At 72.9% G+C, this 26694-nt stretch carries 25 protein-coding genes; 5 read left to right on the top strand and 20 right to left on the bottom strand.

What is annotated here, in order from left to right:
- Positions 1-11: 11 nt before the first annotated feature.
- From OG625_RS31140 to OG625_RS31130, 3 genes are read right to left on the bottom strand one after another with little or no spacing between them, the layout of a single operon-like run.
- Complete coding sequence (locus OG625_RS31140; RefSeq protein WP_329387660.1) at positions 12-761, bottom strand: N-acetyltransferase; 750 nt, start codon at positions 759-761, stop codon at positions 12-14.
- Between the two features lie 40 nt (positions 762-801).
- The gene (locus OG625_RS31135; RefSeq protein ID WP_329387658.1) at positions 802-1377 is read right to left on the bottom strand and encodes a histidine phosphatase family protein; all 576 of its coding nucleotides are present in this window, start codon (positions 1375-1377) and stop codon (positions 802-804) included.
- 31 nt (positions 1378-1408) lie between these two features.
- The gene (locus OG625_RS31130; protein ID WP_329387656.1) at positions 1409-2851 is read right to left on the bottom strand and encodes an aminotransferase-like domain-containing protein; all 1443 of its coding nucleotides are present in this window, start codon (positions 2849-2851) and stop codon (positions 1409-1411) included.
- Between OG625_RS31130 and OG625_RS31125 the strand changes: the two genes are divergently transcribed.
- Together OG625_RS31125 and OG625_RS31120 are read left to right on the top strand one after the other, a co-directional pair.
- The gene (locus OG625_RS31125) at positions 2850-3782 is read left to right on the top strand and encodes a DMT family transporter (protein WP_329387654.1); all 933 of its coding nucleotides are present in this window, start codon (positions 2850-2852) and stop codon (positions 3780-3782) included. The genes OG625_RS31130 and OG625_RS31125 overlap by 2 nt on opposite strands.
- Positions 3783-3839: 57 nt before the next feature.
- Complete coding sequence (locus tag OG625_RS31120; protein ID WP_329387652.1) at positions 3840-4037, top strand: DUF1918 domain-containing protein; 198 nt, start codon at positions 3840-3842, stop codon at positions 4035-4037.
- A 14-nt stretch (positions 4038-4051) separates the two neighbouring features.
- Here OG625_RS31120 and OG625_RS31115 read toward each other — a convergent pair whose 3' ends face one another.
- Positions 4052-5311, bottom strand: coding sequence for a glycoside hydrolase family 10 protein (locus OG625_RS31115; RefSeq protein WP_329387650.1), 1260 nt, complete (start codon positions 5309-5311; stop codon positions 4052-4054).
- Between the two features lie 139 nt (positions 5312-5450).
- On the opposite strand from OG625_RS31115, the gene OG625_RS31110 reads away from it, so the two are divergent.
- Positions 5451-6344 (top strand): 3-hydroxybutyryl-CoA dehydrogenase, encoded by an 894-nt coding sequence (locus tag OG625_RS31110; RefSeq protein ID WP_329387647.1) that lies wholly within the window; start codon positions 5451-5453, stop codon positions 6342-6344.
- Positions 6345-6349: 5 nt separating this feature from the next.
- Here the strand turns inward: OG625_RS31110 and OG625_RS31105 are convergent, their stop codons facing one another.
- From OG625_RS31105 to infC, 9 genes are all read right to left on the bottom strand, one after another.
- Complete coding sequence (locus OG625_RS31105; RefSeq protein WP_329387645.1) at positions 6350-6889, bottom strand: NUDIX hydrolase; 540 nt, start codon at positions 6887-6889, stop codon at positions 6350-6352.
- A 53-nt stretch (positions 6890-6942) separates the two neighbouring features.
- A complete protein-coding gene (locus OG625_RS31100; RefSeq protein WP_329387643.1) occupies positions 6943-8286 on the bottom strand; it encodes a transcriptional regulator in 1344 nt (447 codons plus the stop codon).
- A 593-nt stretch (positions 8287-8879) separates the two neighbouring features.
- Complete coding sequence (gene pheT / locus OG625_RS31095; RefSeq protein WP_329387640.1) at positions 8880-11408, bottom strand: phenylalanine--tRNA ligase subunit beta; 2529 nt, start codon at positions 11406-11408, stop codon at positions 8880-8882.
- Positions 11408-12535, bottom strand: a complete 1128-nt coding sequence (gene pheS, locus OG625_RS31090; RefSeq protein ID WP_329387638.1) for a phenylalanine--tRNA ligase subunit alpha — start codon at positions 12533-12535, stop codon at positions 11408-11410. The genes pheT and pheS overlap by 1 nt, the downstream gene beginning before the upstream one ends.
- 151 nt (positions 12536-12686) lie before the next feature.
- A complete protein-coding gene (locus OG625_RS31085) occupies positions 12687-14021 on the bottom strand; it encodes a sensor histidine kinase (RefSeq protein WP_329387636.1) in 1335 nt (444 codons plus the stop codon).
- Between the two features lie 55 nt (positions 14022-14076).
- The gene (locus OG625_RS31080; protein WP_329387634.1) at positions 14077-14937 is read right to left on the bottom strand and encodes a TrmH family RNA methyltransferase; all 861 of its coding nucleotides are present in this window, start codon (positions 14935-14937) and stop codon (positions 14077-14079) included.
- A 125-nt stretch (positions 14938-15062) separates the two neighbouring features.
- Positions 15063-15449, bottom strand: coding sequence for a 50S ribosomal protein L20 (gene rplT, locus OG625_RS31075; protein WP_030157251.1), 387 nt, complete (start codon positions 15447-15449; stop codon positions 15063-15065).
- Between the two features lie 103 nt (positions 15450-15552).
- Positions 15553-15747 carry a 50S ribosomal protein L35 gene (rpmI, locus tag OG625_RS31070; protein WP_030860183.1) on the bottom strand — a complete coding sequence of 65 codons (195 nt, stop codon included), beginning with the start codon at positions 15745-15747 and terminating at the stop codon, positions 15553-15555.
- A gap of 106 nt (positions 15748-15853) precedes the next feature.
- Positions 15854-16585 carry a translation initiation factor IF-3 gene (infC, locus tag OG625_RS31065; RefSeq protein WP_329387630.1) on the bottom strand — a complete coding sequence of 244 codons (732 nt, stop codon included), beginning with the start codon at positions 16583-16585 and terminating at the stop codon, positions 15854-15856.
- A gap of 326 nt (positions 16586-16911) precedes the next feature.
- Between infC and OG625_RS31060 the strand changes: the two genes are divergently transcribed.
- On the top strand, positions 16912-17283 hold the full coding sequence (locus OG625_RS31060) for a DUF1844 domain-containing protein (protein WP_329387628.1): 372 nt from the start codon (positions 16912-16914) through the stop codon (positions 17281-17283).
- 72 nt (positions 17284-17355) lie between these two features.
- Here OG625_RS31060 and OG625_RS31055 read toward each other — a convergent pair whose 3' ends face one another.
- From OG625_RS31055 to OG625_RS31045, 3 genes are all read right to left on the bottom strand, one after another.
- A complete protein-coding gene (locus tag OG625_RS31055) occupies positions 17356-18096 on the bottom strand; it encodes an SseB family protein (RefSeq protein WP_329391133.1) in 741 nt (246 codons plus the stop codon).
- Between the two features lie 75 nt (positions 18097-18171).
- Entirely contained in the window at positions 18172-19413 is a 1242-nt protein-coding gene (mycP, locus tag OG625_RS31050) for a type VII secretion-associated serine protease mycosin (protein WP_329387626.1), read from the bottom strand.
- Complete coding sequence (locus OG625_RS31045; protein WP_329387624.1) at positions 19410-20213, bottom strand: hypothetical protein; 804 nt, start codon at positions 20211-20213, stop codon at positions 19410-19412. Before OG625_RS31045 ends, mycP begins: the two co-directional genes overlap by 4 nt.
- A gap of 345 nt (positions 20214-20558) precedes the next feature.
- Between OG625_RS31045 and OG625_RS31040 the strand changes: the two genes are divergently transcribed.
- Positions 20559-21752 (top strand): amino acid deaminase/aldolase, encoded by a 1194-nt coding sequence (locus tag OG625_RS31040; RefSeq protein ID WP_329387622.1) that lies wholly within the window; start codon positions 20559-20561, stop codon positions 21750-21752.
- On the opposite strand, the gene OG625_RS31035 is transcribed toward OG625_RS31040, so the two are convergent.
- The 4 genes from OG625_RS31035 to OG625_RS31020 all read right to left on the bottom strand — a co-directional run bounded on the left by OG625_RS31035 (position 21749) and on the right by OG625_RS31020 (position 26667).
- Positions 21749-23005, bottom strand: coding sequence for a haloacid dehalogenase-like hydrolase (locus OG625_RS31035; protein ID WP_329387620.1), 1257 nt, complete (start codon positions 23003-23005; stop codon positions 21749-21751). The genes OG625_RS31040 and OG625_RS31035 overlap by 4 nt on opposite strands.
- A gap of 92 nt (positions 23006-23097) precedes the next feature.
- Positions 23098-23883 carry a 3-oxoacyl-ACP reductase gene (locus tag OG625_RS31030; RefSeq protein ID WP_329387616.1) on the bottom strand — a complete coding sequence of 262 codons (786 nt, stop codon included), beginning with the start codon at positions 23881-23883 and terminating at the stop codon, positions 23098-23100.
- 5 nt (positions 23884-23888) lie between these two features.
- Entirely contained in the window at positions 23889-25235 is a 1347-nt protein-coding gene (locus OG625_RS31025) for an aldehyde dehydrogenase family protein (protein ID WP_329387613.1), read from the bottom strand.
- A gap of 67 nt (positions 25236-25302) precedes the next feature.
- Positions 25303-26667: a glutamine synthetase family protein gene (locus OG625_RS31020; protein WP_329387611.1), complete on the bottom strand. Its 1365-nt coding sequence runs from the start codon at positions 26665-26667 to the stop codon at positions 25303-25305.
- Between the last annotated feature and the right edge of the window lie 27 nt (positions 26668-26694).

Raw genomic sequence — 26694 nt, 5'->3', positions numbered from 1 at the left:
CCGGTCGCGGGCTAGGTCAGGGGGTGCCGCACCCACACGTTCGGCTCGACGTAGACCGCGTACCCCTGCTCCGGCACGCAGTGGACGGGAGCCAGCGCCCCGGGGACACGGACCGGGCCCGCCTCGTCGAAGGGGAGGCCGGTCCACTCCCGCCACTGGTCGAGCGAGCCGTTGATCGTCATCGACAGCGGAGCCACGGAGTCGACGACCCCGCCCGCGCGGACGTGCACGCGCAGCCACGGGTCGTACGGAAGTCCGTCCGCGCGGGTCCGGTACGCGTACTCGTGGATCGAGGTGTCCGGCTCGGCGGGCTTGCCGCTCGGCCGGACGGGGGCCACCGCCTCGGCGAAGCCGCGGGCTCGGGCGTTCTCCCGCAGCGCGGCGAGCATCAGGCCGGACAGGCCCTCGCCCTGCCGGTCGGTGGCCACGCTGATCTCGATGGCGCTCACCGTGTCGGGCTCGACCCCGCGCCGCCGGTCGGAGAAGGCCCACATCAGGATCCGGTCCCAGCCCTGCGCGGGCAGCACCCCGTCGCGGCCCGGCGCATGGAGCGCGAAGGGCAGGCTGAAGCCCCGGGCGACGACCGCGTCGCCGTCGGTGGCGATCAGTACGTACTCCGGGAACTCGGCGACCATGCGCGGGTACAGCAGCCAGGCCAGCGCGTCGTGCTGGGCGAACTCCGGCCACGAGTCCGTCATGTCCCAGAGCCGACCGGCCAGTTCGGGTCGCTCCGCCAGGGTGGTGATCTTGATGCCGCTCATCCGGGCAGGCTAGGACGCCCCGCGACCCGTCTCAACCGTTTTACGCAGGGGCCTGGAGGGAGAGGTGCCACCGGCCGGACCAGCCCGTGAGGGTCATCGTGGACAGCGGCCGGACGTCCACGTTCCAGTACGTCAGCGGGGGCACCTTCAACGCGTAGACCAGGGCCGCCCTGACCACCGAGGGCTCCGCCACCGCCACGATCGCACCCCCGTCGTCCGCCGGCCGGGTGTCGAGCCAGCCGCCGATCCGGGAGATGAAGGAGAGCAGGGACTCCCCGCCGTGCGGCGCGGCCCGCGGGTCGGTGAGCCAGAGGTCCACCGCCCCGGGCTCGTGGGCGGTCACCTCGGCCAGGGTCATCCCCCGCCAGCGGCCCATGTCGCACTCGCGCAGCGCGGGCTGGGCGAGCGGCGCGTACCCGAGGGCCTGGCCGGTGGCCCGGCTGCGCGGGGTCGGCGAGCAGTAGCGCAGCTCGGCCGCGCCGAGCCTGACGAGCCCCGGCGCGGCGGTCTCCAGTGCGCGCCGGCCGGACCCGTCGAGCGGGCGGTCGTCGTCGAAGCGCTCGGCGAGCAGCGAGGAACTACGGGCTGCGGCAACGAGCGAAACCCGAACATGCATGCGGAGATGGTGAGCCGCGCGCCGCACGGGGTCAAGCGTCTGGACCGACCCCACCCGGCAGCGCCCCGCGCAGCCTGCGCACCGCCTCCACCAGCTCCCCCGGCCCCGACACCCCGGCGAAGCTCAGCCGGATGTGCGGACCGGGCGGTTCCGCACAGAAGTACGGGCGCCCGGGCGCCACCGCGACCCCCGCGCGCAGGGCCGCCGCGACGAAGGCGGTGTCGTCGCCCACGGCCGGCCGCGCCCACAACTGGTAGCCGCCGGACGGGACGTGCGGCAGCGCCACCCCGGGCAGCTCCCGCCGCAGGGCCCCGGCGAGCACGTCCCTCCGGTGGCGCAGCTCGGCGGCGACGGTGCGCAGGTGGCGGGGCCAGGCGGGCGCGCCCACCAGCTCCAGGGCGGCCTCCTGCAGCGGCCGGGCCACGAAGAAGCTGTCCACGATCTGGATGGCGCGCAGCCGGTCCACGACCGGGCCGCGGGCCGCGAGGGCCCCCACCCGCAGGCTGGGCGAGGTGGGCTTGGTCAGCGAACGCACGTGCACCACCACCCCGTCCGCGTCCTCCGCGGCCAGCGTCGCGGGCAGCGGCCCGCAGTCCTCGTGGGCGAGGGACCGGGCGTAGTCGTCCTCCACGACGAAGGCCCCGGCGGCCCGCGCGATGCGCAGCACCTCGGCCCGCCGCGCGGGCGCCAGCACGGCCCCCGTCGGGTTCTGGAACAGCGGCTGGCATACGAAGACCCGCGCGCCCGTGGCTTCGAAGGCGGCGGCCAGCAGCTCCGGCCGGACCCCGTCCGCGTCCACCGGGACGGGTACCGGCCGGCATCCGGAGGCGCGGGCGATGGCCAGCAGCCCGGGGTAGGTCGGCGACTCCACCAGGATCGGCGCCCCCGGCGGGGCGAGCGCCCGCAGGGCGGTGGCCAGCGCGCTCTGCCCGCCCGCGGTGATCAGTACGTCGGCGGCCACGACCGCGCCGCCGATCTCCCTGGCGAACCAGTCGCGCAGCTCCGGCAGCCCCTCGACGGGCGGCCGCCCCCACGCCCCGGGGCGCCGGCCGGCCCGGGCCAGGGCCGCGGCCATCGCCCGCTCCGGCTGCAGGGAGGGGTGCAGGTAGCCGCCGTTGAGCTCGATCACCCCGGTCGGCGGCGTGGCCAGCGAGACGAGCACCCCTCCGGCGTCGACGGAGCGCGGGACGACGTCCCCGGCCCCTTCCGCGCTGAGGGCGACCTCCTGCCAGGAGGTGTCCCCGGCCGCGGGTGCCGTCGTACGCGGCCGGGCGCGGAAGACGCCGGAGCCGGGGCGGGTGACGACGAGGCCCTCGGCGGCGAGCTGCGCGAGGGCCCGCGAGACGGTGACCGGGCTGACCCGGTAGCGCTCGACCAGGGCCCGACTCGACGGCAGCTTTCCACCTACCGAGTAGCGGTTGAGTTCGGACCGCAGGGAATCTGCCAACTCGGCCACACTGCTACGCTCATACATGACAGCACACAATAGCGCTACTCACCCGACCACGATAGCGGTCACGAGCCCAGTGGCCACGAGCCCCCTCGCCGGATCGCCGAGCCGCGGAACGATCCTCGCCTCGCTCGGTGTCCTCGCCTTCTCGCTGACCTTCCCCTCCACCGTGTGGGGGCTGCAGAGCTTCGGCCCGTGGTCGCTCGTCTCGCTGCGCAGCGTGCTCGCCGCGGTCATCGCGGCCGGTTTCCTGATCGCGCTGCGCGTGCCGCTCCCCCGCCGCGAGCACCGGGTGGGGCTCGCCGTCGTCGCCGGCGGGGTGGTGATCGGCTTCCCGATGCTGACCACGCTCGCCCTGCAGACCTCCACCAGCTCCCACGCGGCCGTCGTGGTCGGCCTGTTGCCGCTGACCACCGCCTCGCTGTCCGCGCTGCGCACCGGCGCCCGCCCCTCGCGCACCTTCTGGATCGCGGCCGTCGCCGGGGCCGTGGTCGTATTGGGCTTCACGCTCGCGCAGAGCGGTGGCTCCTTCTCGGCGGGCGACGGCTACCTGTTCGCCGCGCTGCTGGTGTGCGCGGCCGGGTACACCGAGGGCGGGCGCCTGGCGCGGCTGATGCCCGGCTGGCAGGTGGTCGGCTGGGCGCTGGTGCTGTGCCTGCCGCTCAGCCTGGCCGGCTCCGCGCTCGGCCTCGCGTACGAGCCGGTGCACCTCACCGCCCAGGGCCTGGCGGGCCTGGTCTGGGCGGCGGCCGGCTCCACCTTCCTCGGGCTGTACGTCTGGTACCGCGGCATGGCCGAGATCGGCGCCCCGCGCGCCAGCCAGCTCCAGCTCGCGCAGCCGCTGCTGACGCTGGTCTGGTCGGTGGCGCTGCTCGGCGAGCACCTCACCCCGGCCGCGCCGGTGGCCGCGTGCGCGGTCCTGGTCTGCATTGCCGTGACCCAGCGGGTCAAATGACCCCGACTCGACCTAAACTGCTAGCACCGGATCGGACCGCCACCGAGGAGGTCAGTTATGCGAGCGACCGAGGGCGACCAGCTGGTGCAGCACGGCCGGGTCGTGGGACAGCACGACAAGATCGGCGAGATCACTCAGGTACTCGGAGACAACGGCACCCCTCCCTACCGGGTCCGTTTCCAGGACGGCCACGAGGCAGTCATGTCCCCGGGCCCCGACTGCGTCGTGAAGCACCCGGCCGAGCCCGCCCACTGACTCGAAACCCTGACTCAAGCCGGCGGCAGAGCCGTCGGGTAGTGATCGGCGACCACCCTGGCCATCGCCCCGTTGGGGTCCGCGACCACGTGTTTGGCGGAGAACCAGACGTGGCCGCGGACCTCCGGGTGCTTGCGCGCGAAGGTCACGTGCCGGGACAGTTCGCGCGGATCGCGCCAGGCCGCGGTCGGGCTGTCGGGGTCGGCGCGGTAGAGCGCCTCGCCCACGTAGAGCCGTACGCCCGTGCCCGCCACCGTGCGCGCCCACCAGGGGACGACGTCCGCGTAGTCGGCGGTCGGGTGCCCAATGTGCCAGTAGGCCTGGGGCACGACGTAGTCGATCCAGCGCTCCTTCACCCACCTGCGGGTGTCCGCGTACAGGTCGTCGTACGTCGCGACGCCCGCCCGCGTCGGTGAGCCGAGGGGATCGACGTCGGAGTTGCGCCAGACCGCGAACGGGCTGATGCCGAACCGGGCCGCCGGCCTCAGCGACCGCACCCGCGCGGACATCTCGCGGACCAGGGTGTCGATGTTGTGGCGGCGCCAGGCGGCGCGGGAGGTGAAGTCCGCGCCGTGCAGCTCGTAGGCCTCGTCGTCGTCGAAGTACTCCCCGGCCACCGGGTACGGGTAGAAGTAGTCGTCCCAGTGCACCCCGTCCACCGCGTACCGGGAGACGGCGTCGAGCATGGCCTCCTGCACGAAGAGCCGCACCTCGGGCAGTCCCGGGTTGTAGTAGAGCTTGCCTCCGTACTCGACCGTCCAGTCGGGATTGCGCCGCGCCGGGTGCTCGGGCACCAGCCGGTCGAGGTCGGTGTGGCTGGCCACGCGGTACGGGTTGAACCAGGCGTGCAGTTGCAGCCCCCGGGCGTGCGCTTCGGCCACGGCCGTGCCCAGCGGGTCCCAGCCCGGGTCGCCCCCCTGCTCCCCGGTGAGCCACTGCGACCAGGGCTCCAGCCGCGAGGGCCACAGCGCGTCGGCGGCCGGCCGCACCTGGAGGACGACCGCGTTGAGCCGTCGCCTGACGGCCGTGTCGAGGAGCGCGATCAGCTCCGCGCGCTGCCGGGCGGCGGACAGACCGCTCCGGGAGGGCCAGTCGACATTGAACACGGAGGCGATCCACATCCCCCGGAACTCGGCGACGGGCGCCCTGGCCGGGATCCCGCCGGCCGTCGGGGCGGAGGGCCCCGGGGCCGCCGCCGCACCCGGCCCGGCGGTGGCCGCCGCGATCACTCCGGCCGCGCCCGCCAGCAATTCCCGTCGACCGATGCGCGCCATGTGACAGCTCCGTTTCACTGAGTGACATGTGACAGTGTCAGCCCAGCATGCCCGCCCCGGCCCGCCGCCCGGCGCAGGGTCGGGAGTAACGTCGGGGGGCGTGGCGGGCGCCGGAATCGTACGGGGGACCCGCCGACGGATGAGCAGCGAAAGGCACGAAGTGACTGACCTCCCTTCCGACATCACACGGGTCGGCGTAGTGGGCTGTGGCCAGATGGGCGCGGGTATCGCCGAGGTGTGCGCCCGCAGTGGCCTTGAGGTCAAGGTCGCCGAGACCACGGGCGAAGCCCTGGAATTCGGGCGTACCCGGCTGTACAACTCCCTGACCAAGGCCGCCGAACGCGGCAAGATCAGCGAGGAGGAGCGGGACGCCACCCTGGCCCGCCTCAGCTTCACCACCGACCTCGGCGAGTTCGCCGACCGCGACCTCGTCATCGAGGCCGTCGTCGAGAACGAGCAGGTCAAGACCGAGATCTTCCAGATCCTCGACCAGGTGATCACCCGCCCGGACGCGATCCTGGCCTCCAACACCTCCTCGATCCCGCTGGTCAAGCTGGCCGTCGCGACCTCGCGGCCCGACCAGGTCATCGGCATCCACTTCTTCAACCCGGCCCCGGTGCAGAAGCTCGTCGAGCTGATCCCGGCGCTGACCACGGGCGAGGAGACGGTCAAGCGCGCCGAGGCCCTGGTGCGGGACGTGCTGGGCAAGCACGCCGTCCGCGCCCAGGACCGTTCCGGCTTCGTCGTCAACGCGCTCCTCGTCCCGTACCTGCTGTCCGCGATCCGCATGTTCGAGTCGGGCATCGCCAGCCGCGAGGACATCGACAACGGCATGGAGCTCGGCTGCGCCCACCCGATGGGCCCGCTGAAGCTGTCCGACCTGATCGGCCTGGACACCATCGCCTCCATCGCCGACTCCATGTACGCGGAGTACAAGGAGCCGCTCTACGCCGCTCCCCCGCTGCTCCAGCGGATGGTCGACGCCGGCCGCCTGGGCCGCAAGACGGGCTCGGGCTTCTACCCGTACGGCTGAACCTCCTAGGGCCGGCCGCCCAGCCTGAGGTGATGCAGGAGGAGCAGCCCGGCCGCCATGTTGGCGGCCGGGATCTCCCCGCGCGCGATCATGTCGGGCACGAGCTTGAGAGGGACCCATTCCCTCCTCGAGGACTCGAAGTCGTCCTCGGGATGGCCGACGTACGTGGCCCCGTCCGCCCAGTACAGGTGGTGACGGGCGTCGGTCAGCCCGTTGGACGGCTCCACGGTCATCAGGTGCCGGAGCGGGCCGGGCCGCCAGCCCGACTCCTCCTCCATCTCGCGGGCGGCCGCCGACTCGACGGACTCCCCGTCCTCGACCACCCCGGCGGGCAGCTCCCAGCCCCAGCTGTCGGTGATGAAGCGGTGCCGCCACAGCAGCAGCACCTCGTTCGCCTCGTTGACGGCCGTGGCGACGGCCACCGGACGCAGCCGGATGACGAAGTGGTCCAGGTGCCGCCCGTCGGGGAGCGCCACGTCCGCCAGGTTCACATCGAACCAGCGGTTCTTGTACACGGTCTGCTCACTCAGGTTCGTCCACTGCACGGTCTTGCCACCTTCCGCTCGTATCGGTGGCAACATGGCAGCAGTTCAAGCCGTCACAGGGGAACGCGCAGCGCCCCGTCGATGAGCTCCGCGGCCTCCTCCGCGCCCGAACAACCGCTGGTCATCAGCTGTTCGCGGACCGCCCGCAACCGCTCGCGCAGCCGCAGCGACTCCATCCCCCTGGCCCGTTCGGCCATTTCGGCCGCGGCCGCCACCGCCCCGTCGGCCTCGCCCTGGCGCAGCTGGATCTCGCACAGCATCGCCAGCCGGTGCACGCGCCCGCGGTCGTGCGCGGGCGTACCGACGGCCGCGGTGGCCTGCTCGTGGGCCGCTGCCAGATCCCCCAGGCTCAGCAACGCCTCGGCCACCTGCACGTTGACCAGCCCGGGCTGTACGTAACCGGTCTCGTCCGGCTCGCTGCCGGGACGGATCCGCTCGGCGGCGGCCTCGGCGTTGCGGATGCAGGCCAAGGCCGCCGCGGTGTCGCCGAGTTGGGCGTACGCCTTGGCCTGCATGGCGTGGAGGTCGGCGGCCAGCGCCGGCGTGGTGTGCCGGCCGGCGGCGCGCAGTGCGGCCTCGGCGAAGGCGACGGCCTGCCGGTACTCCCGCAGGTGCAGCGACTGGTTGACGATCAGCGCGATGACGTAGGCCCCGAGCCCGCGGTCCCCGCTGGCCTTGGCCAGGCGCAGCGCCTGGTGGAAGTAGCGCTGGGCGAGCCCGTGGGCGTCCGAGTCGTAGGCGCAGATCCCCGCGACCGCCACGAGGGACCCGGTGGCCCGGTGGAGCTGGCGGCCGAGGTCGTCGGAGTAGCTCCCGCGGAGCATCGGGGCCGTCTCGGTGCCGAGGAAGCGCACGATCCGGTCCCGGGTGGCCACCCCGCCGGCCCGCCGGTACATCAACTCGTAGTGGGCGCGGGCCGCTTTCAGGATCTCGATGTGCTCGGGCCCGATCCGGACCGGCCCGTCCCGGGAGACGTCGGCGTCCTCGGGCGGGTTCTCCCACTCCCACACCGGGATGACGGCGGGGGTCCCGGTGAGCGCCTCCGCGGCGAGCAGATGGGGCCGCGCCTGCCCGTCGGACCGCCACAGGGCGGCCGCCCGGTCCACGAACCCGCTCAGCGGCGAGGCGCCGCCCGGTTCCGCGGGTCGGCCGGGCACCCCGAGGCCGACGTCGTCCAGCCCCACGGGCCGCCGCAGCCGCCCGCCGAGCACCTCGCAGATCAGGTCCGGGACCTGGCCGCGGGGGCGCTGGCCCTTCAGCCATCGGGTGACGGCGGTGTGTTCGTAGCGCAGTGCGAGCCCGCGGGTGCGGCCCGCCTGGTTCACGTACGCGGCGAGTCCGGCATGGGACATGCCCGCCTCGGCGAGGAGGGCGTCGAGCAGGACATTGGGCTGCATGGGCCGCTCCCGGGGCTCGTCGCAACCAGGCTAGTGGGTGCGGGGTTCACACGGGGTGCGAACCAAGTACGCGCATAAATGCGATACGCACTCTGCCGCGGGGGCCGCACGGGGCGCTTCACTTAAGGGCCTCGCCAAGAGGCGGCTCGGGTCGTCGGCTCCCCCTCGTACAGTGCGACGACCCGTCACAGCGCCGCCCGTTCTGCTGTCTGCCCGACACTCCACGGCAGGACGGGCGGCGCCGTCCGGCTCCGCCGGTGCGGGTTGGTCGCCCGCCCCGCCCGGAGCCGGACCTCTGCGTGGCTGCTGCCGCGCGTCCGGCGCGGCTCAAAGATCCGGGGCTCCGCCCCGTACCCCGCTCCTCAAACGCCGGAGGGGCTGGATTTCGCCCAGCGGGGCCGGATTTGCGAAGCAAATTCCAGCCGCTCCAGGCGTACGCCATCAGCCAAAATCCAGCCCCGCCGGCGTTTGAGGCGCGGGGGTTCGGGGGCGGAGCCCCCGACAACGGCGCCGCGCGTACACACCGGGCTCACCGGAACGGGTGAGGGGCGTACCCGGTGAACCGGATACGCCCCTCCAGGGAACTACGGGCGCTACGCGCCCCGGAGCACCGCCCCGGTCCGCTCGCCCGCGAGGGCAACGGCCGCGTCACGGGCAGCCGTGGACTCCTCCGCCGTCAGCGTGCGGTCCGCCGCGCGGAAGCGCAGCGCGTACGCCAGGGACTTCTTGCCCTCGCCCACCTGCTCGCCGGTGAACACGTCGAACAGCCGCAGCGATTCGAGGAGCTCGCCCGCGCCCTTGCGCAGCGCGGCCTCCACCGACGACGCCGGGACCGACGCGTCCACGATCAGCGCGACGTCCTGGGTCGCCACCGGGAAGGAGGAGATCCGGGGCGCCTGGAGGGCCTCGCCGCCGGCCGCCGCGAGGCGGTCCAGGTCGAGCTCCATCGCGCTGGTCCGGGCCGGCAGGCCCATGGCCTTGACCACACGCGGGTGCAGTTCACCGGCGTGGCCGATGACCGTCTCCACCCCGTCCAGGGTGACGAGCAGCTCGGCGCACCGACCCGGGTGCCACGGGCCGTACTGGCCCTGGCGGACCACCAGCTCGGCACCGGCCTCGACGGCCAGCGCACGCGCCGCCTGCACCGCGTCCGCCCAGTCGGCCGGACGGCCCTTGCCCCACCAGCCGGCCTGCTCGCGCGCGCCGGCCAGCACGACCGCGGCGTACCGCGGCTGCGCGGGCAGGGCCGCGTTCAGGGTGGCGACCTCCTCGTCCGTGGGACGCCGGTCGACGGGCAGCCGTACGGCGACACCCGGCTGAGCGGCGGCCCGGAAGACCGAGCCGGTCTCGAAGAGCGCGAGGTCGTGGCTGCCCCGGCTGTCGTTGCGGCGCAGTGCGCCGAGCAGACCCGGCAGCAGCGTGGTGCGCAGCGCCGGCTCCTCGTCGGAGATCGGGTTGACCAGCTTGACGACCTGGCGGGTCGCGTCGTGCGCGGGGAGCTGGAGCTGGTCGAAGACCCGCTCGCCCAGGAACGGGTAGCTCAGCGCTTCGACGTAGCCGGCACCGGCCAGCGCACGGCCCACGCGGCGGTGCAGCTGCTGCCGTGCGGTCAGACCGCGGCCCGAGGGGACCTGCGGGAGGGTCGACGGGAGGTTCCCGTAGCCCTCCAGCCGGATGACCTCCTCGGCGAGGTCGTTGGGCTCGGCGAGGTCGGGCCGCCACGAGGGGACGGTGACGACGAGCTCGTCCTGGCCGTAGACGTCGCAGCCGATCTCCTGGAGGCGGCGCACGACGGTCTCGCGGCCGTACTCCATGCCGGCGACCCGGTCCGGGTGGTCCGCGCTCATCGCGATGGTGCGCGGGGCGCCCGGGGCGAGGAACTCGGTGACCCCGGCCTCGGCGGTGCCGCCCGCGAGCAGCACGAGGAGGTCGACGGTCCGCTGCGCGGCCGCGGCGGCGGCCAGCGGGTCGACGCCCCGCTCGAAGCGCTTGGACGCCTCGGAGGACAGCTTCAGGCGGCGGGCGGTGCGCGAGATCGACACGGAGTCGAAGTGCGCGGCCTCGATGACGACGTCCGTGGTTCCGGTGACGGCGCCCGTTTCCGGGTCCATGACGGAGTCGGCGATCTCGGTGTTGGCGCCGCCCATGACACCGGCGAGCCCGATCGGGCCGCTGTTGTCGATGATCACCAGGTCCTCGGCGTCGAGCGTGCGCTTGACCCCGTCGAGGGTGGTGAACTTCTCGCCCTGCTCGGCGCGGCGCACACCGATGGTGCCGTCGACCCGCGAGCGGTCGTAGGCGTGCAGCGGCTGGCCGAGCTCCAGCATCACGTAGTTGGTGATGTCGACGGCGAGCGAGATCGGGCGCATGCCCGCCTTCTGCAGGCGGCGGGTCAGCCAGATCGGGGAGCGCGTGTCGGGGTCGAGACCGGTGACGGTGCGCGCGGTGAAGCGGTCGCAGCCGGCCGGGTCGTCGACCTTCACCGGGTAGCCGTACGAGTTCGGCGCCGGGACGTCGAGCAGCGCCGGGTCGCGCAGCGGCAGGCCGTAGGAGGTGGCCACCTCGCGGGCGATGCCGCGCAGGGACATGCAGTAGCCGCGGTCCGGGGTGACGTCGATGTGCAGCACTTCGTCGACGAGCTGGAGCAGCTCGATCGCGTCGGTGCCGACCTCGTGCTCGTGCGGCAGCACGATGATGCCGTGCGTGCCGTCGTCGCCCATGCCCAGCTCGTCGCCGGAGCAGATCATGCCGTGCGAGGTGCGGCCGTACGTCTCGCGCGAGGCGATCGCGAAGTCGCCGGGCAGCACGGCGCCGGGCAGGACCACGACGACCTTGTCGCCGACGGAGAAGTTCCGGGCGCCGCAGACGATCTCCTGCGGCTCGCCGGTGCCGTTGGCGTGGCCGACGTCGACCGTGCAGAAGCGGATCGGCTTGCGGAAGCCCTCGAGCTCCTCGATGGTCAGCACCTGGCCGACGACGAGGGGGCCCTTCATGCCGGCGCCGAGCGGCTCGACGGTCTCGACCTCGAGGCCGGCGTCGACGAGCTTGTGGGCCACGTCACGGCCGGTCTCGCCCGCGGGGAGGTCGACGTACTCCCGCAGCCAGGAAAGCGGGACGCGCATCAGATCTCACTCCCGAACGGCCGGGTGAAACGAACGTCACCCTCGACCATGTCTCGCATGTCTTCGACGTTGTGGCGGAACATCAGCATCCGCTCGATACCGAACCCGAAGGCGAACCCGCTGTACTTCTCGGGGTCCACACCGCAGGCGATGAGCACCTTGGGGTTGACCATGCCGCAGCCGCCGAGCTCGATCCAGCCCTCGCTGGAGCAGGTACGGCACGGGCGGTCGGGGTTGCCCACCGACTCGCCGCGGCACACGTAGCACTGCATGTCCATCTCGGCGGACGGCTCGGTGAAGGGGAAGAAGTGCGGGCGCAGGCGCGTGGTGGTGCCCTCGCCGAACAGCTCCTGGACCATGTGGTCCATGGTGCCCTTGAGGTCCGCCATGGTCAGGCCCTCGTCCACGGCGAGCAGCTCGACCTGGTGGAAGACCGGGGTGTGCGTCGCGTCGAGCTCGTCGGTGCGGTACACCCGGCCCGGGCAGACGATGTAGACGGGGGGCTTGCGCTCCAGCAGCGAGCGCGCCTGCACCGGGGAGGTGTGGGTGCGCAGCACGACGCCCGACTCGTCGCCCTCGGTGCCTTCCGGCCCCTGGACGAAGAAGGTGTCCTGCATCTGGCGCGCCGGGTGGTCGGGCGTGAAGTTGAGGGCGTCGAAGTTGAACCACTCCGCCTCGACCTCGGGTCCCTCGGCGACCTCGTACCCCATGGCCACGAAGATGTCCGCGATGCGGTCCATCAGCGTGGTCAGGGGGTGCCGGGCGCCGGCGGGGACACGCTCGTAAGGCAGCGTGACGTCCACCGCCTCCTCGACCAGCACCCGCTCGTCGCGCTCGGCTTCGAGCTCGACGGTGCGGGCCCCGAAGGCCTTGTTCACGGCGCCGCGGGCCTGGCCCATGCGCTTGCCCACCTCGGCCTTGGCCTGCGGCGGCAGGGCGCCGATCTCGCGGTTGGCGAGCGCCAGGGGCGAGCGGTCGCCCATGTGCGCGGTCTTCGCCTCACGCAGCGCGTCGAGGTCGCCGGCGGACGCGAAGGCGGCGAGCGCCTCGTCCCGCATGCGCTCGATCTCTTCCGGTTTCAGTGCCTCGACCTCGACAGGGTCGTACGACTTGTTCGGTGCCGACATCTCTTCCCGTACTTCCGATGGCTGGCTGGTGGGTCCCCGTACGGCGCGATCAGACCGATCGACACAGAGACACAAAGGTGCCAAAGGTCGAGTCTAAAGGTCGCCGGGGGTCAATGAGCCCGTGGGCCGCCTGGCGGGACTCTCCGCAGGGCTACTGCGTGAGGTAGGCCGGGGCGCTCACGGGCAGGATAAATCGGAATTCGGCGCCGCCGCCGGGGCCGCGGCCCACCGTGATGGTGCCGCCGTGGGCCTCCACGATTCCCTTGACGATGTACAGGCCCAGGCCGGTGCCGCCGCGCTTGCTTCCCCGCCAGAAGCGGGTGAAGACGCGGCCCATCGACTCCTCGGGGATCCCGGGGCCTTCGTCGGTCACGGTGACGGCGGTTCCCTTCTCATGCGGCGTTACGTCGATGGTGACCGTTCCCTCTCCGTGTCGCACCGCATTTTCGAGGAGGTTGCCGAGGATCTGGTCGATCTTGTCCGGGTCGGCCCAGCAGTCGGGGAGCGGTCGGCTGACGCTCACCAGGAACCTCTCCGGTGCCTGTCCGTTGGCGGTCAGCGCCTGGACGTGGCGGCCGACGGCGGTGGCGATGTCCACCGGCTGGCGGCGGACCTCCAGCCTGCCCGAGTCGATCCGCGAGATGTCGAGGAGCTCGGCGATCAGACGGGTGACGCGGTTCGCGTCGGCGTCGACGGTCTCCAGCATCAGCCGCTTCTGGTCGTCGGTGAACCGCTCCCATTTGGCGAGCAGGGTCGCCGTGAAGCCCTTGACGGAGGTCAGCGGGGAGCGCAGCTCGTGGGCGACGGTCGCGATCAGCTCGGCGTGGCTGCGTTCGGTGCGGCGGCGGGCCTCGGTGCCGCGCAGGGTGACGACGAGGCGGCGCAGCGGGCCCGTGGGGTGCGTACGGACGTAGCTGGCGGACACGAGCACCTCGCGGCCGCCGGGGAGCAGCAGGTTCCGCTCGGGCTGCCCGCGCCGGGTGGCGAGGCCGCCGTACGGATCGGTCAGCGCCCACCAGCGGCGCCCCTCGAGGTCCTCCAGCGGGAGCGCCCGGTCGATGCGGAGGCCGAGTGCCTGGCCGGCCTCGATGGCGGTGATCCGGGCGGCGGCCGCGTTGAAGCAGATGACCCGCCCCTCGTCGTCGGCCACGACCAGCCCGTCGGGCAGCTCGTCGGCATCGACACCCGGGCCGGCTTCGCCGGGGGCGCCGTGCGCGGAACCGGGGCCGAAGCCGGAGCCGGAGTCGAGCCCGACGGACGACCCCACGGCCGTTCGGACGCCGATGCGGGCGGCCGGGGCCGGGGCCTGAACGGGGATCGGAGCGGGGGCCGGTGGCACCGGTGCGCCGTCGCGGCCGCGCGCGGGCTCCGCCGCCTGCGGCGGTACGCCGTGCAGCCCCGAGGCGGCCGGGGCTGCGGGGACGTCCCGGAACCGCGCCTCGGCCGCGTCCGCGGCCCCAGGCGAGCTGTTCGTACCGACGGTCATGTCCCCGTACCCCACATCTCCGAGTAGCGCAGTGGGCCCCCGGGCCGCCACATTACTAGCTGGGGGTCACGGAGCGGCACCCTCCGGGCGCCCGCTGTGCACGCGCCGAGGCGTACAGGCAGACGGCGGCGGCCGTCGCGAGGTTCAGGCTCTCGGCCTTGCCGTGGATCGGGACCCGTACGACGGCGTCCGCGAGCGCCCGCGTCTCCTCCGGCAGGCCCCAGGCCTCGTTGCCGAAGACCCAGGCCGAGGGGGTGCCCATGGTGCCCGCGTCCAGCTCGGCGTCCAGGTCGTCCTCGCCCGCCCCGTCGGCCGCGAGGATCCGTACGCCGGCCGCGCGGAGCCCCTCGACGGCCTGCTCCACGGGGACGCCGACCGCCACCGGCAGGTGGAAGAGGGAGCCCACGGAGGCCCGTACGGACTTGGGGTTGTACAGGTCCACGGAGGCGTCGGTGAGCACCACCGCGTCCGCGCCGGCGGCGTCCGCGCAGCGCAGCACCGTACCGGCGTTGCCGGGGTCGCGGACGTGCGCGAGGACGGCGACGAGCTTGGGCCGGGCCTTCAGGATGTCCTCGAAGGGCGAGTCGAGGAAGTGGCAGACGCCGACGAGACCCTGCGGGGTGACGGTCTGCGAGACCTCGGCGAGGACCTCGTCGGAGGCGTAGTGCACGCGCGCCCCGGCCAGCTCGGCGGCCTCGACGATGTCGGCGTAGCGCTCGGCGGCCTCGACGGTGGCGAACAGCTCGATCAGGGTCGACGCGCCCTCGGCTCCGCGGTGCTCGACGGCCTCGCGGACCGCCTGGGGGCCCTCCGCGATGAACCGGCGCTCCTTGGTGCGGAAGTTGCGCCGGGCCAGGCGCCGGGCGGCGGCCACCCTCGGGGACCGGGGGGAGATCAGCTCGTCGGGGTGACCCATGGTGTCTGCGGTTCTCTTTCGAAGTTCCGGGGCTGCGGGATGCCCGCTGGGGAAAGCACACGGACCCGCAGGCGAATGCCTGCGGGTCCGTGGGGGCCGGCCGCGTCAAGCGGGCCGGCTAGCCCTTAGGCAGCAACCTTGGGGGCGTTGACGTCGGCCGGAAGGGCCTTCTGCGCGACCTCGACCAGCGCGGCGAACGCGTTGGCGTCGTTGACGGCCAGCTCGGCGAGGATCTTGCGGTCCACCTCGATGTTGGCGGCCTTCAGACCCTGGATGAGGCGGTTGTAGGTCATGCCGTTCTGGCGGGCAGCAGCGTTGATGCGCTGGATCCACAGCTGACGGAAGTCGCCCTTGCGCTTCTTGCGGTCGTTGAAGTTGTAGACCAGCGAGTGGGTGACCTGCTCCTTGGCCTTGCGGTACAGGCGCGAACGCTGACCGCGGTAGCCAGAGGCCGCCTCGAGGATTGCCCGGCGCTTCTTGTGGGCGTTTACTGCCCGCTTGACGCGTGCCACTTTTTACTCCTTGTAGCGGGGCCGTGGGTGTCTTCACACGGCCCGAATTCGATGGGGTCCCGGTCTTGACGCTCATCCGCTCCCGGCGCGGGAGCGGAGAACATCACTTGCCGAGAAGCTTCTTGATCTTCGCGGCGTCGCCGGGGGCCATCTCCGCGGTGCCGGTCAGGCGGCGGGTGACACGGGACGACTTGTGCTCGAGCAGGTGGCGCTTGCCGGCGCGCTCGCGGAGCACCTTGCCGGAGCCGGTGACCTTGAAGCGCTTCTTGGTACCGCTGTGCGTCTTGTTCTTCGGCATAGCGCCGTTATCTCCTCGTCGGTGGCGCTCCCTCGCCGATCCGGATGGGACCGGCGAGCGGGAGCGTCATGTTGTGTCGGGTGATCCGAGACAGGCTGCCTCGGAATCAGGCCTCGGCGTTCGCCTCGTCGGCGGCGGCCTCGGTGACCTCGGTGGCCTCGGCAAGCTCGGCAACCTCAGTGGTCTCGTCCTCGACCAGGGCGGTCTCCTCGGAAGGAGCGTCCTCGTCGGTGACGGCGAGACCCTGGCGCTCGGCCTTGCGGGCGGCCTGCGCCTCGCGGGCTTCGGCCATCGCCTCGGTCTTCTTCTTGTGCGGACCGAGGACCATGATCATGTTTCGGCCGTCCTGCTTCGGGTTCGACTCGATGAACCCGAGGTCCTCGACGTCCGAAGCGAGACGCTGCAGCAGTCGGTAGCCGAGTTCCGGCCTGGACTGCTCGCGACCACGGAACATGATCGTGATCTTGACCTTGTCGCCCTGCTTGAGGAACCGAACGACGTGACCCTTCTTGGTGTCATAGTCGTGCGGGTCGATCTTCGGCCGGAGCTTCATTTCCTTGATGACCGTGTGCGCCTGGTTCTTGCGCGCCTCACGGGCCTTCATGGCCGACTCGTACTTGAACTTGCCGTAGTCCATGAGCTTGCAGACCGGCGGGCGTGCGGAGGCCGCTACCTCGACCAGGTCGAGGTCGTACTCCTGTGCGAGCTCAAGCGCCTTGGCAAGCGGCACGATGCCGACCTGCTCGCCGCTGGGACCGACGAGTCGTACCTCGGGAACGCGAATCCGGTCGTTGATGCGGGGCTCGGTGCTGATGGATCCTCCTCGGTAGCACCACACGGCTGCCTGGCAGACAGCCGCTGACGTGTATTTCCGTCAGACCGACCGCGGCGGGAGAATCAAAAAAGCCCCGCCGGGCACAGGCAGGGGCTCCAAAACAACCGGAGCACCGACGCGTGCGAACCGCGGGGCGCAAACTCGGGCAGCTTTCCATCGTCCGTACGGAACGATGGATGCCGCCTGACCGGTGACCTGCCTCCCCGGAGGGTGGTCAGGTGGGAGAATCGGAGCCTCCACTTGTGGGCCGGGCACGCAGGTGTCCGGCCGGTCGAAGTACATACTACCACCGTGTGTACGGGGCCGCTCCACGGCATATCGTGGGACGCATGACTGACGCGACGCCCTCCGCTGCCACCGAAGCCACCCCCGACTACGACGACCTGACCCGCGACATCGCTGAGGTCCCGGCCGTCGAGGTCATCACCACGGTGGCCGTGCACCTGCTGAGCGCCGCGGCGGTCAACCTGGGTCTGGACAAGCCGAACTCCGAGCACAAGGACCTCGACGAGGCCCGCAAGCTGATCAACGCCCTGGCCGGCCTGGTGACCGCCAGCGCCACCGAGATCAGCTCCTTCCACGCCGCGCCGCTGCGCGACGGCCTGAAGTCGCTCCAGCTCGCCTTCCGCGAGGCCTCCATCGTCCCGGACGAGCCGGGCCAGGGTCCGGGCGAGAAGTTCACCGGTCCCGTCTACGCCTGATCCTCCACGCGCATACGCGCGAAGGGGCCGAGCGATCCGGAACGTTCCGGACCGCTCGGCCCCTTTCGTCGTTCAGCGGCTGAACAGCGGCTGCCCCGGCGGGACCGGCCCGTCGGACGGCAGCAGCGCCAGGTCCAGCCCGCGCACCAGGCGGGCCCGAAGGGTCTCGTCCGCCGCCAGCGCCTGCGCGATCCGGCGTGCGGCGGCGGGGGCCTGCGCGTCGGCGGCCAGCACGACGGCGAGGGTGCCGTCGGCGTCGGCGCCGCCGCGGCCCAGGTGGGCCCGGAGCACGGCCGGCTCCGCCGCCACGGCGGCCCGTACGGCCTCCCGTACGGCGGGATCGGCCAGCGGGTCGGCGTCGGTGCGGCCCTCGGCGAGCGCGAGCAGCGCGGCGCCGGTCAGCTGGTAGGCGACGGGGCCGGCCAGGTCCAGGACGACCGTGTCGGCCTTCTCGTGCGCGGCGGCGGCCAGGGCCTGGTGCAGCGGGACGGCCACCGGCCGGGCCGCGGGGTCCCAGAGGGCGAGCGAGGCGATGGAGGTGAAGGCGGGCAGGGCCCGCCGGTCGCCCGCCCGCAGCGTGGGGACGGCCATGTCGCTGGTCTTCTCGCGCTTGAGCCCGGTCTCCGGATCGGTCTCCACCTCGCCGAGCACGGCGACGACCGGGACCAGCAGGCGGGCGTCCTTGAGCGCCGCCAGCACCTCCGGCTCCTTGGCCCGGTCCTGGGACCAGGCCGCCAGGGCCGCGGTCAGCCGGGGGTCGGCGGAGCCGTCGTCGTCGGAGAACCCCGGGTCGGGAATGTTCTTGTTCGCCATGTCCACCGTGTTCGCCACGTTCGCCCTGCTCGCCACGTTCGCCTTGCTCGTCTCGTTCGCCACAGTGATCCGACCCTACTGTGCGGCGCGCGCGTCCCGTCCCCGGGTGCCCCGGCGCGGGCGGCGGGCCAGTGCGACGGACAGCGCGAGCAGCACCGCCCCCGCGACCGCCGCCACCGGGGCGCCGAGCCGTGCGGCGCGCTCGGGCGGGCGGACCGGGTCGGGGCCGGAGCCGAAGTAGGGCCGCTCGGCCGGGGCGGGGGTGGGCACCGGCGCCTGCGGGTGCATCCCGTCCGCCTTCTGGAGGGCGGCGGCCGGGTCGACCATCCCGTGGCCGCGGGCGTCGTCGCGTCCGCCGGGCGGGGAGTCGGAGGCGGTGTCCTCCAGCAGTTTCTTGACCTGGGCCGGGGACAGCTCCGGGTGCGCGGCCTTGACCAGGGCCGCGGCGCCGGAGACGAAGGCGGCCGCGGCACTGGTGCCCCAGCCCTCGTAGTAGGAGCGGTCGGGGTCGGCGATGACCACGTCCACGCCGGGGGCGCTGACGGTGGCGTACCAGTTGCGGGTGGAGAACTTGGCCTTCCTGCCGCGGCGGTCGACGGCCGTGACCGCGATCACCCCGGGGTAGGCGGCCGGGTAGGAGACGCGGTCGCCGGTCTCGCCGCCGTTGCCCGCGGAGGCGACCACGACCACGCCCTTGGCGAGGGCGTATTGGACCGCCTCGTCCTCCCCTGCCTCGTGGTGGGCGGAGTCGCTGTCGTCGCCGAGGGACAGGTTGATCACGTCGGCGCCGTGGTCGGCGGCCCAGCGGATGCCCTCGGCGAGGGCGCCGCCCTTGGACTCGCGGGCCTTGGCGCGCCCCGGGTCGCCCTCCTCCAAGATCACGCGGACCGGCAGGATCTTCGCCTGCGGGGCGACGCCGAGCACGCCCTGGCCGCGGTTGGGGCCGTGGCCGCGCCCGGCGATGATGCTCGCCATCGCGGTCCCGTGGCGGGCCCAGGAGCGGTCGCCGCGGCCGGCGCCCATGCCGACGAGGTCGGTGCCCTCCAGGACGTGGCCGGCGAGGTCGGGGTGGGAGTCGTCGACCCCGGTGTCGAGGACGGCGACGGTGACCCCGTCGCCGCGGGTGGTCCCCCAGGCCTCCTCGGCGCGCAGGGCCAGCAGGCCCCACTCGCGGTCGCGGATGCTGTCGGCGACGGCGGTGGGCGCGGTGGCGCCGACCGCGAGGAGGGCGGCGAGCGCGAGGGCGACCGTACGGGCCGGTGTACGGCTGACCGCGCTTGTACCGCCGGCCGCGCTTGTACGGCTGGCCGCGCTCATCGGGTCGGCGCCGGGCTGGGCGGGGTCGTCAGGGTGCGTACGGCGGCGGCGACGCGGCCCGCGAGGCCCTTGGCCTCGTGGCCGAGGCCGGCCCGGGCGGCGGGGCCCGTGGCGTCCTTCTTCATCAGGTCCTCGGCGGGGAGGGGGGCGTCCAGTCGGCGGCCGTCGGCGAAGGCGGACACCGTGTAGAGCACGACGGGGGCGTCGGAGAGCACGGACGCGGTCCAGGCTGCGCGCTGTGCGTCGGCGAAGCCGTGGGCGGGCGGGGCCGTGAGCTGCCCGGTGAGCGCGGCCAAGGCGGGGGCGTCGGCCGGGGTGAACACCATGCCGACGGTGATCAGGGAGCTGCCGGTGGCGTCGGTGTAGGTGGCGCGGAGCACGCGGGTGCAGCCGGTGGCGGCCAGGAGGCGCTGCCAGTCGGCGGAGAGGGCGGCGGGGCACTCGGCGTCGGGGGCGAGTGCGATCCGGGTCCAGCTGCGGTCGGCGCCGCCGGGGCCGGCCGCGGGGCCGGCGAGGAGGGGCGGCAGGAGGCTGTCCACGGGGGCGGAGTGCCAGAGCGACTCGGCCTTGCGGTAGGCGGCATCGGCGGAGGGCGCGTGGTGCGTGGCGCGGTGTTCGGACCAGGCGGTGAGGCCGGCGCCGGCGACGAGGCCGGTCCCGAGGATCGCGCAGAGCGCCGCGGCGGCCACCCGTGCGGGGCTGCGGCGCGGGCGGGGGGTGGTGGCGGGGGGCTGGTCCGGGTCGGGCCGGTCCGGGTCGGGCCGGTCCGTGAACTCGGTCCGCGGTGTCGTCGTGGTCATCCGGCGGCTCCGCCCCCCGTTCCGTACGGCTGCCTGCCCGTACTCTACGGGGTTCCGTGCGGGTCGGTGGCTCGGTGGGGGTCGGCTCGGCCACGCCTCGGCGGGGAGGATTCAGCCCCTCCGGCGTTTGAGGAGTGGGGGTCCCCGGGACGGAGTCTGGTGGGGGCACCTCCCAGCGGTAGCTGGGGGAGAGGGTCCGGGGCGGAGCCCCGAATCTTTGAGGCGCACCTGCCCACCCGGCCCCGCCGGCGATTGGGGCGCGGGTCCGGGCGGAGCCCGGGGAACGGAGGAAGGGCGGGGCGGGGACCCCTACCCACCGGTACAGACCTCTGGCAAGCTGCCGCCATGTCTTCCGACCGGGCCCGGTACGACCGGGCGACCGCGCATCTCGACGCGCCGCTGGCCATCGTGGACCTCGACGCGTTCGACGCGAACGCCGACGATCTGGTGCGGCGGGCCGGCGGCAAGCCCGTGCGCGTGGCCAGCAAGTCCGTCCGGTGCCGGGCGCTGCTGGAACGCGTACTGGCGCGGCCCGGGTTCGCCGGGATCATGTCGTACACCCTGGCGGAGTCCATCTGGCTGGCCCGGGCGGGGTTCGAGGACGTGCTGCTCGCCTATCCGTCCGTCGACCGGGCCGCGTTCGCGGCGCTGGCCGGTGACGCCAAGCTCGCCGCCGCCGTGACGGTGCTGGTGGACGATCCGGCGCAGCTGGAGCTCATCGACCGGGCCCGGGACGGCGGCTCCGAGGAGATCCGGGTCTGCCTGGAACTGGACACCGCGCTGCAGCTGTTCGGCGGGCGGGTCCGGGTCGGGGCGCGGCGCTCGCCCCTGAGGGAGCCCGCGCAGCTGGCGGAGCTGGCGCGGGTGGTGAGCGCGCGGCCCGGTTTCCGGGTGGTCGGGCTGATGGCGTACGAGGGCCACGTGGCCGGGGTCGGGGACTCGCTGGCCGGGCGGCCGGTGCGGTCGCGGGCGATCCGGCTGATGCAGGGCGCGGCGCGCAAGGAGCTGGCGGCGCGGCGGGCCGCCGTGGTGCGGGCGGTACGGGAGGTCGTCCCGGACCTGGAGTTCGTCAACGGGGGCGGGACGGGGAGCGTCGCGGAGACCGCCGCCGAGAGCGCGGTGACCGAGATCGCCGCCGGGTCGGGGCTGTACCTGCCGCGGCTGTTCGACAACTACACGACGTTCAGCGGGCGTCCTGCGGCCCTGTTCGCGCAGCCGGTGGTGCGGCGGCCCGGGGTGGGCGTGGTGACCGTGCTCGGAGGCGGGTACCCGGCCTCCGGGGCGGCCGGCGCCGACCGCTCGCCGGTGCCGTACCTGCCGCAGGGGCTGCGCTACGACCCGCAGGAGGGCGCCGGAGAGGTGCAGACCCCGCTGCTCGGCAGCCCGGCCGACGATCTGCTGATCGGCGACCGGGTCTGGTTCCGGCACGCGAAGGCCGGTGAGCTGTGCGAGCGGTTCGACACCCTGCACTTCGTCGAGGGCGACCGGGTGACGGGCAGCGCTCCGACGTACCGGGGCGAAGGGAAGACCTTCCTCTAGTACACGGAGTCCGTCTGGTCCGGGATGACGCTCGCGTCGGGGCGCAGGACCGGGCCCTTGGTGCCGTCGTGGTCGACGTAGCCGGTCGTCGCGCACGGGTAGGGCGCGGGCTTCTGCGGCTTCGGCTCGATGAACATGGGGTTGACGATCCAGCGGCCGTCGCCGTTCTCGTACGCCCGGCACATCAGCTCGTTCTTGTTGCGGTTGACGACGAGCCGCAGGGCGGTCGCGTCGCGCAGGAACGAGATGTCGGTGTCGGAGTCGCCCGCGGCGAACACCTGGCGGCGGGCGGCCGGCTGGACCTTCTCGGCGTCCGCGCCGCGCACCCCGAAGATCTCCTTGTTGATCCAGCAGCGCTTGCCGTCGATGTACGTGATCATCGTGTCGGCCCCGTCCGGGACGGATCCGCAGCCCTGGAGGTGGGGGGTGAGCCGGCCGCCGCGGGTCGTCGTGTTGCGGATGCCGATGACGCGGTCCGCGTCGATGCCGACGCCCTTGGCCCACACCTCGACGACCGGCTGCGGGGAGGCCGAGCTGATCCAGACGTCGAAGCCGGCCTTCTGGAGGGTGTTGACGAGGTCCCGCTGCTGGTCGTAGTAGCGGACCCAGCCGGTGGCGGTGCCCGTGCCGACCTGCTGGGTGGCGCCGATGGGGGCGGCGAGGTTCTCGGTGCGGGCGGCGGCGGCGAAGCCGCGGATCTCGCGGGCCGTCCAGCCCTGCGTGAGCTGGGCCAGCCAGGCGTACGAGGGCTCGGTGGTGCGGCGGTCCCAGCCGGCGAAGGCGGCGGCGCCGGTCCGGGTGGCGGCGGTGCCGTAGACGGCGTTGATCTCGTCGGCGCAGCCGGCTCCGGCGGGGGTTCCGGTGGGCAGCGGTGCGCCGGGGCGGGCGAGGGCGGTGCAGGCGTCGGCCAGGGCGGTGGCGGCCGCGGGGGTCAGGAAGCGGCTGGTGGCGGACCAGTCGGCGGGTTGGCGGATCTTGCCGTTGCGCAGCAGCCAGAACATGGTCGCGTCGCCGACGTCGTTCTTGACGACGGTGTTGTCCCAGTCGAAGACGGCCACGGGCTTGTGCCGTCGGCCGCAGGTGCCGTACTGGTCGACGAGTTGCTGGAGCCGGGCCCGGTTGTCCCCGTACCAGCCGGATCCGACGGCTGCGCGGCCGCAGGAGTTCTGGTCGGCCCGGGCGGGTGGCGCCAGGAGGAGTCCGGAGCCGGTGGCCGCTATGAGGGCGAGGGTGGCGGTTCTGTTCCTGCGCATGCTGCTCCTCTGGTTACGGGGACGGGCGGGTCGGGATATGGAACAGCCGGGCGCCTTGCGGGGCGCCCGGCTGGTTCGGAGAGGGGGCCGGCTTACAGCGGGGTGACGTACGCGCCGGAGATCCCGCCGTCGACGAGGAAGTCGGTGGCGTTGATGAAGGAGGAGTCGTCGCTGGCGAGGAAGGCGACGGCGGCGGCGATCTCGGTGGGTTCGGCGAATCGGCCCAGCGGGATGTGCACGAGGCGGCGGGCCGCGCGCTCGGGGTCCTTGGCGAACAGCTCCTGGAGGAGCGGGGTGTTGACGGGGCCCGGGCACAGGGCATTGACGCGGATGCCCTCGCGGGCGAACTGCACGCCGAGCTCGCGGGACATGGCCAGGACGCCGCCCTTGGAGGCGGTGTAGGAGATCTGCGAGGTGGCGGCGCCCATGATGGCCACGAACGAGGCAGTGTTGATGATGGAGCCGCGGCCCTGGCGCTGCATGTAGGGCAGGGCGGCCTTGCAGCAGAGGTAGACGGAGGTGAGGTTGACGTCCTGGACCCGCTTCCAGGCCTCCAGGCCGGTGGTGAGGATCGAGTCGTCGTCCGGGGGCGAGATGCCCGCGTTGTTGAAGGCGATGTCCACGGAGCCGTAGGTGTCGAAGGCGGTCTTGAAGAGGGCCTCGACCTCCTCGGGGCTGGTGACGTCCACCTTCACGAAGGTCCCGCCGACTTCCTCGGCCGCGGCCTTGCCCGCGGTCTCGTCGATGTCGCCGCAGACGACGTTGGCGCCCTCGGAGGCGAGGCGGCGGGCGGTGGCGAGGCCGATGCCGCTGCCGGCTCCGGTGATGACGGCGGTGCGGCCGACCAGGCGGCGGCAGACGATCTCTTCAGTGGTCATGTTCTTCAGGCCTCCGTGCTGATGAAGACGTTCTTGGTCTCGGTGAATGCGGTGAGGGCGTCGGGTCCGAGCTCGCGGCCGAGTCCGGACTGCTTGTAGCCGCCGAAGGGGGTCCAGTAGCGGACGCTGCTGTGGGAGTTGACGGACAGGTTGCCCGCGGCGACGGCGCGCGAGACGCGCAGGGCGCGGCCGATGTCGCGGGTCCAGAGGGAGCCGGAGAGGCCGTACTCGGTCGCGTTGGCGAGGCGTACGGCGTCCTCCTCGTCCTCGAAGGGCAGGACGACGGCGACCGGGCCGAAGACCTCCTCGCAGGCCACGGGCGCGGTGGGGGCGACGTCCGTGACGAGGGTCGGCGGGTACCAGAACCCGGGGCCCTCGGGGGCCTTGCCGCGGATGGTGGTGAGGTCGGCGGTGACGTAGGACCGTACGCGCTCCAGCTGGGTGCGCGAGATCAGCGGGCCCATCTGGGTCTTCTCGTCGAGCGGGTCGCCCACGGCCACGGATTCGATGGCGGGCGCGACCAGTTCCAGGAACCGGTCGTAGACCGAGCGCTGGACGAGGATCCGGGTGCGGGCGCAGCAGTCCTGGCCGGTGTTGTCGAGGAAGGCCATCGGGGCCGCGGCCGCCGCGGCCTCCAGGTCGGCGTCGGCGAAGACGATGTTGGGGCTCTTGCCGCCGAGTTCGAGGGTGACCCGCTTCACCCGGTCGGCGCACTTGGCCATGATCTGCTTGCCGACGCGGGTGGAGCCGGTGAAGACGATCTTGGCGACGCCGGGGTGCTCGACCAGCGCGTCGCCCGTGACCGCTCCGTGGCCGGGGAGCACCTGGAAGAGGTGCTCGGGGATCCCGGCTTCGAGGGCGAGTTCGGCGAGGCGCAGCGCCGTGAGGGGGGTGGTCTCGGCGGGCTTGAGGATGACGGCGTTGCCTGCGGCCAGCGCGGGGGCCAGGCCCCAGGCGGCGATCGGCATGGGGAAGTTCCAGGGGGCGATCACGCCGATGACGCCGAGGGGTTCGAGGAAGGTGACGTCGATGCCGCCGGCGACGGGGATCTGGCGGCCGGAGAGCCGTTCCACTCCCCCTGCGGCGAATTCGAGGAGGTCGCGTACGTTGCCCGCCTCCCAGCGGGCGTTGCCGATGGTGTGGCCGGCTTCGCGTACCTCCAGCAGGGCCAGTTCCTCGATGTTCGCGTCGACGGCCGCGGCGAAGCGGCGCAGCAGCCGGGCGCGGTCGGCGGGGGCGGCCGCCGCCCAGGCGCGCTGGGCGGCGGCGGCCCGGACGACGGCGGCGTCGACGTCGTCCCGTGTGGCGGCCGGGACGACGGCGACGGTTTCCTCGGTGGCCGGATTCAGCACTCTTAGATTGAAAGGGGCCAGCGCATCGGACACGTGGTGCCTCACAGACGTTCGGATTTTTGGAGGGTTACAGGCGTTCGAAGGAGCGGCGCAGCTCCCAGTCGGTCACTGCGGAGTCGTAGGCGTCGAGTTCGACGCGGGCCATGTTCCGGTAGTGGGCGACCACTTCGGGGCCGAAGGCGGCCTTGGCGATCTCGCTGTTCTCCCAGAGTTCCGCGGCCTCCCGCAGGGTGGTGGGGACGTGCGCGTAGTCGGCCGTGTAAGCGTTCCCGGTGCACACCTCGGGGAGTTCCAGGCGGTTCTCGATGCCGTAGAGCCCGGCCGCGACCAGGCCGGCGACGGCGAGGTACGGGTTGACGTCGCCGCCGGGGAGGCGGTTCTCGAAGCGCATGGAGCGGCCGTGACCGACCACGCGGAGGGCGCAGGTCCGGTTGTCCACGCCCCAGGCGACGGCGGTGGGCGCGAAGGATCCCGGCCGGAAACGCTTGTACGAATTGATGTTGGGGGCGTAGAGAAGGGAGAAGTCGCGCAGCGCGGCCAGCTGGCCGGCCAGGAAGTGTCGCATCACCGGTGACATTCCATCTGGCCCGTCTCCGGCCATGGCGTTGCGTCCGTCGGTGTCGCTGAGCGAGAGGTGGATGTGGCAGGAGTTGCCCTCGCGCTCGTCGAACTTGGCCATGAAGGTGAGCGAGACACCTTCCTGGGCGGCGATCTCCTTCGCCCCGGTCTTGTAGACGGAGTGCTGGTCGCAGGTGGTGAGCGCGTCGTCGTAGCGGAAGACGATCTCGTGCTGGCCGAAGTTGCACTCGCCCTTCGCCGACTCGACGACCAGGCCCGCGGCCTGCATCTCGTTGCGGATGCGGCGCAGCAGGGGTTCGACGCGCCCGGTCCCGAGGACGGAGTAGTCGATGTTGTACTGGTTGACCGGGGTCAGGCCGCGGTAGTTGGCGTTCCAGGCCTGCTCGTAGGTGTCCTGGAAGACCATGAACTCCAGCTCGGTGCCGACCATCGCGGTGTAGCCGAGCTCGCCGAGGCGCTCCAGCTGGCGGCGCAGGATCTGCCGGGGCGCGGCGACGACGGGCGAGCCGTCGTTCCAGGCGAGGTCGGCGAGGACGAAGGCGGAGCCCGGGTTCCAGGGGATGCGGCGCAGGGTGGCGAGGTCGGGGTGCATGGCGAAGTCGCCGTAGCCCCGGTCCCAGGAGGACATCTCGTAGCCGTCGACGGTGTTCATGTCGGTGTCGACGGCGAGCAGGTAGTTGCACCCTTCGGTGCCGTGCGCGAGGACCTCGTCGAGGAAGAACTGTGCGGCGAACCGCTTGCCCTGAAGCCGCCCCTGCATGTCGGGGAAGGCCAGGACGACTGTGTCGATCTCACCGCTGGCGACGAGGGAGCGGAGCTCCTCCGGCGCGAGCGGCGGCTTGCGGTCTACCACTGGAATCTCTCCTTCGGTGAGCCGAGT

The organism is Streptomyces sp. NBC_01351 (genome assembly GCF_036237315.1).
In the GTDB taxonomy this organism is placed as follows: Bacteria; Actinomycetota; Actinomycetes; order Streptomycetales; family Streptomycetaceae; genus Streptomyces.
This window is presented reverse-complemented; position numbering and strand designations above follow the sequence as displayed.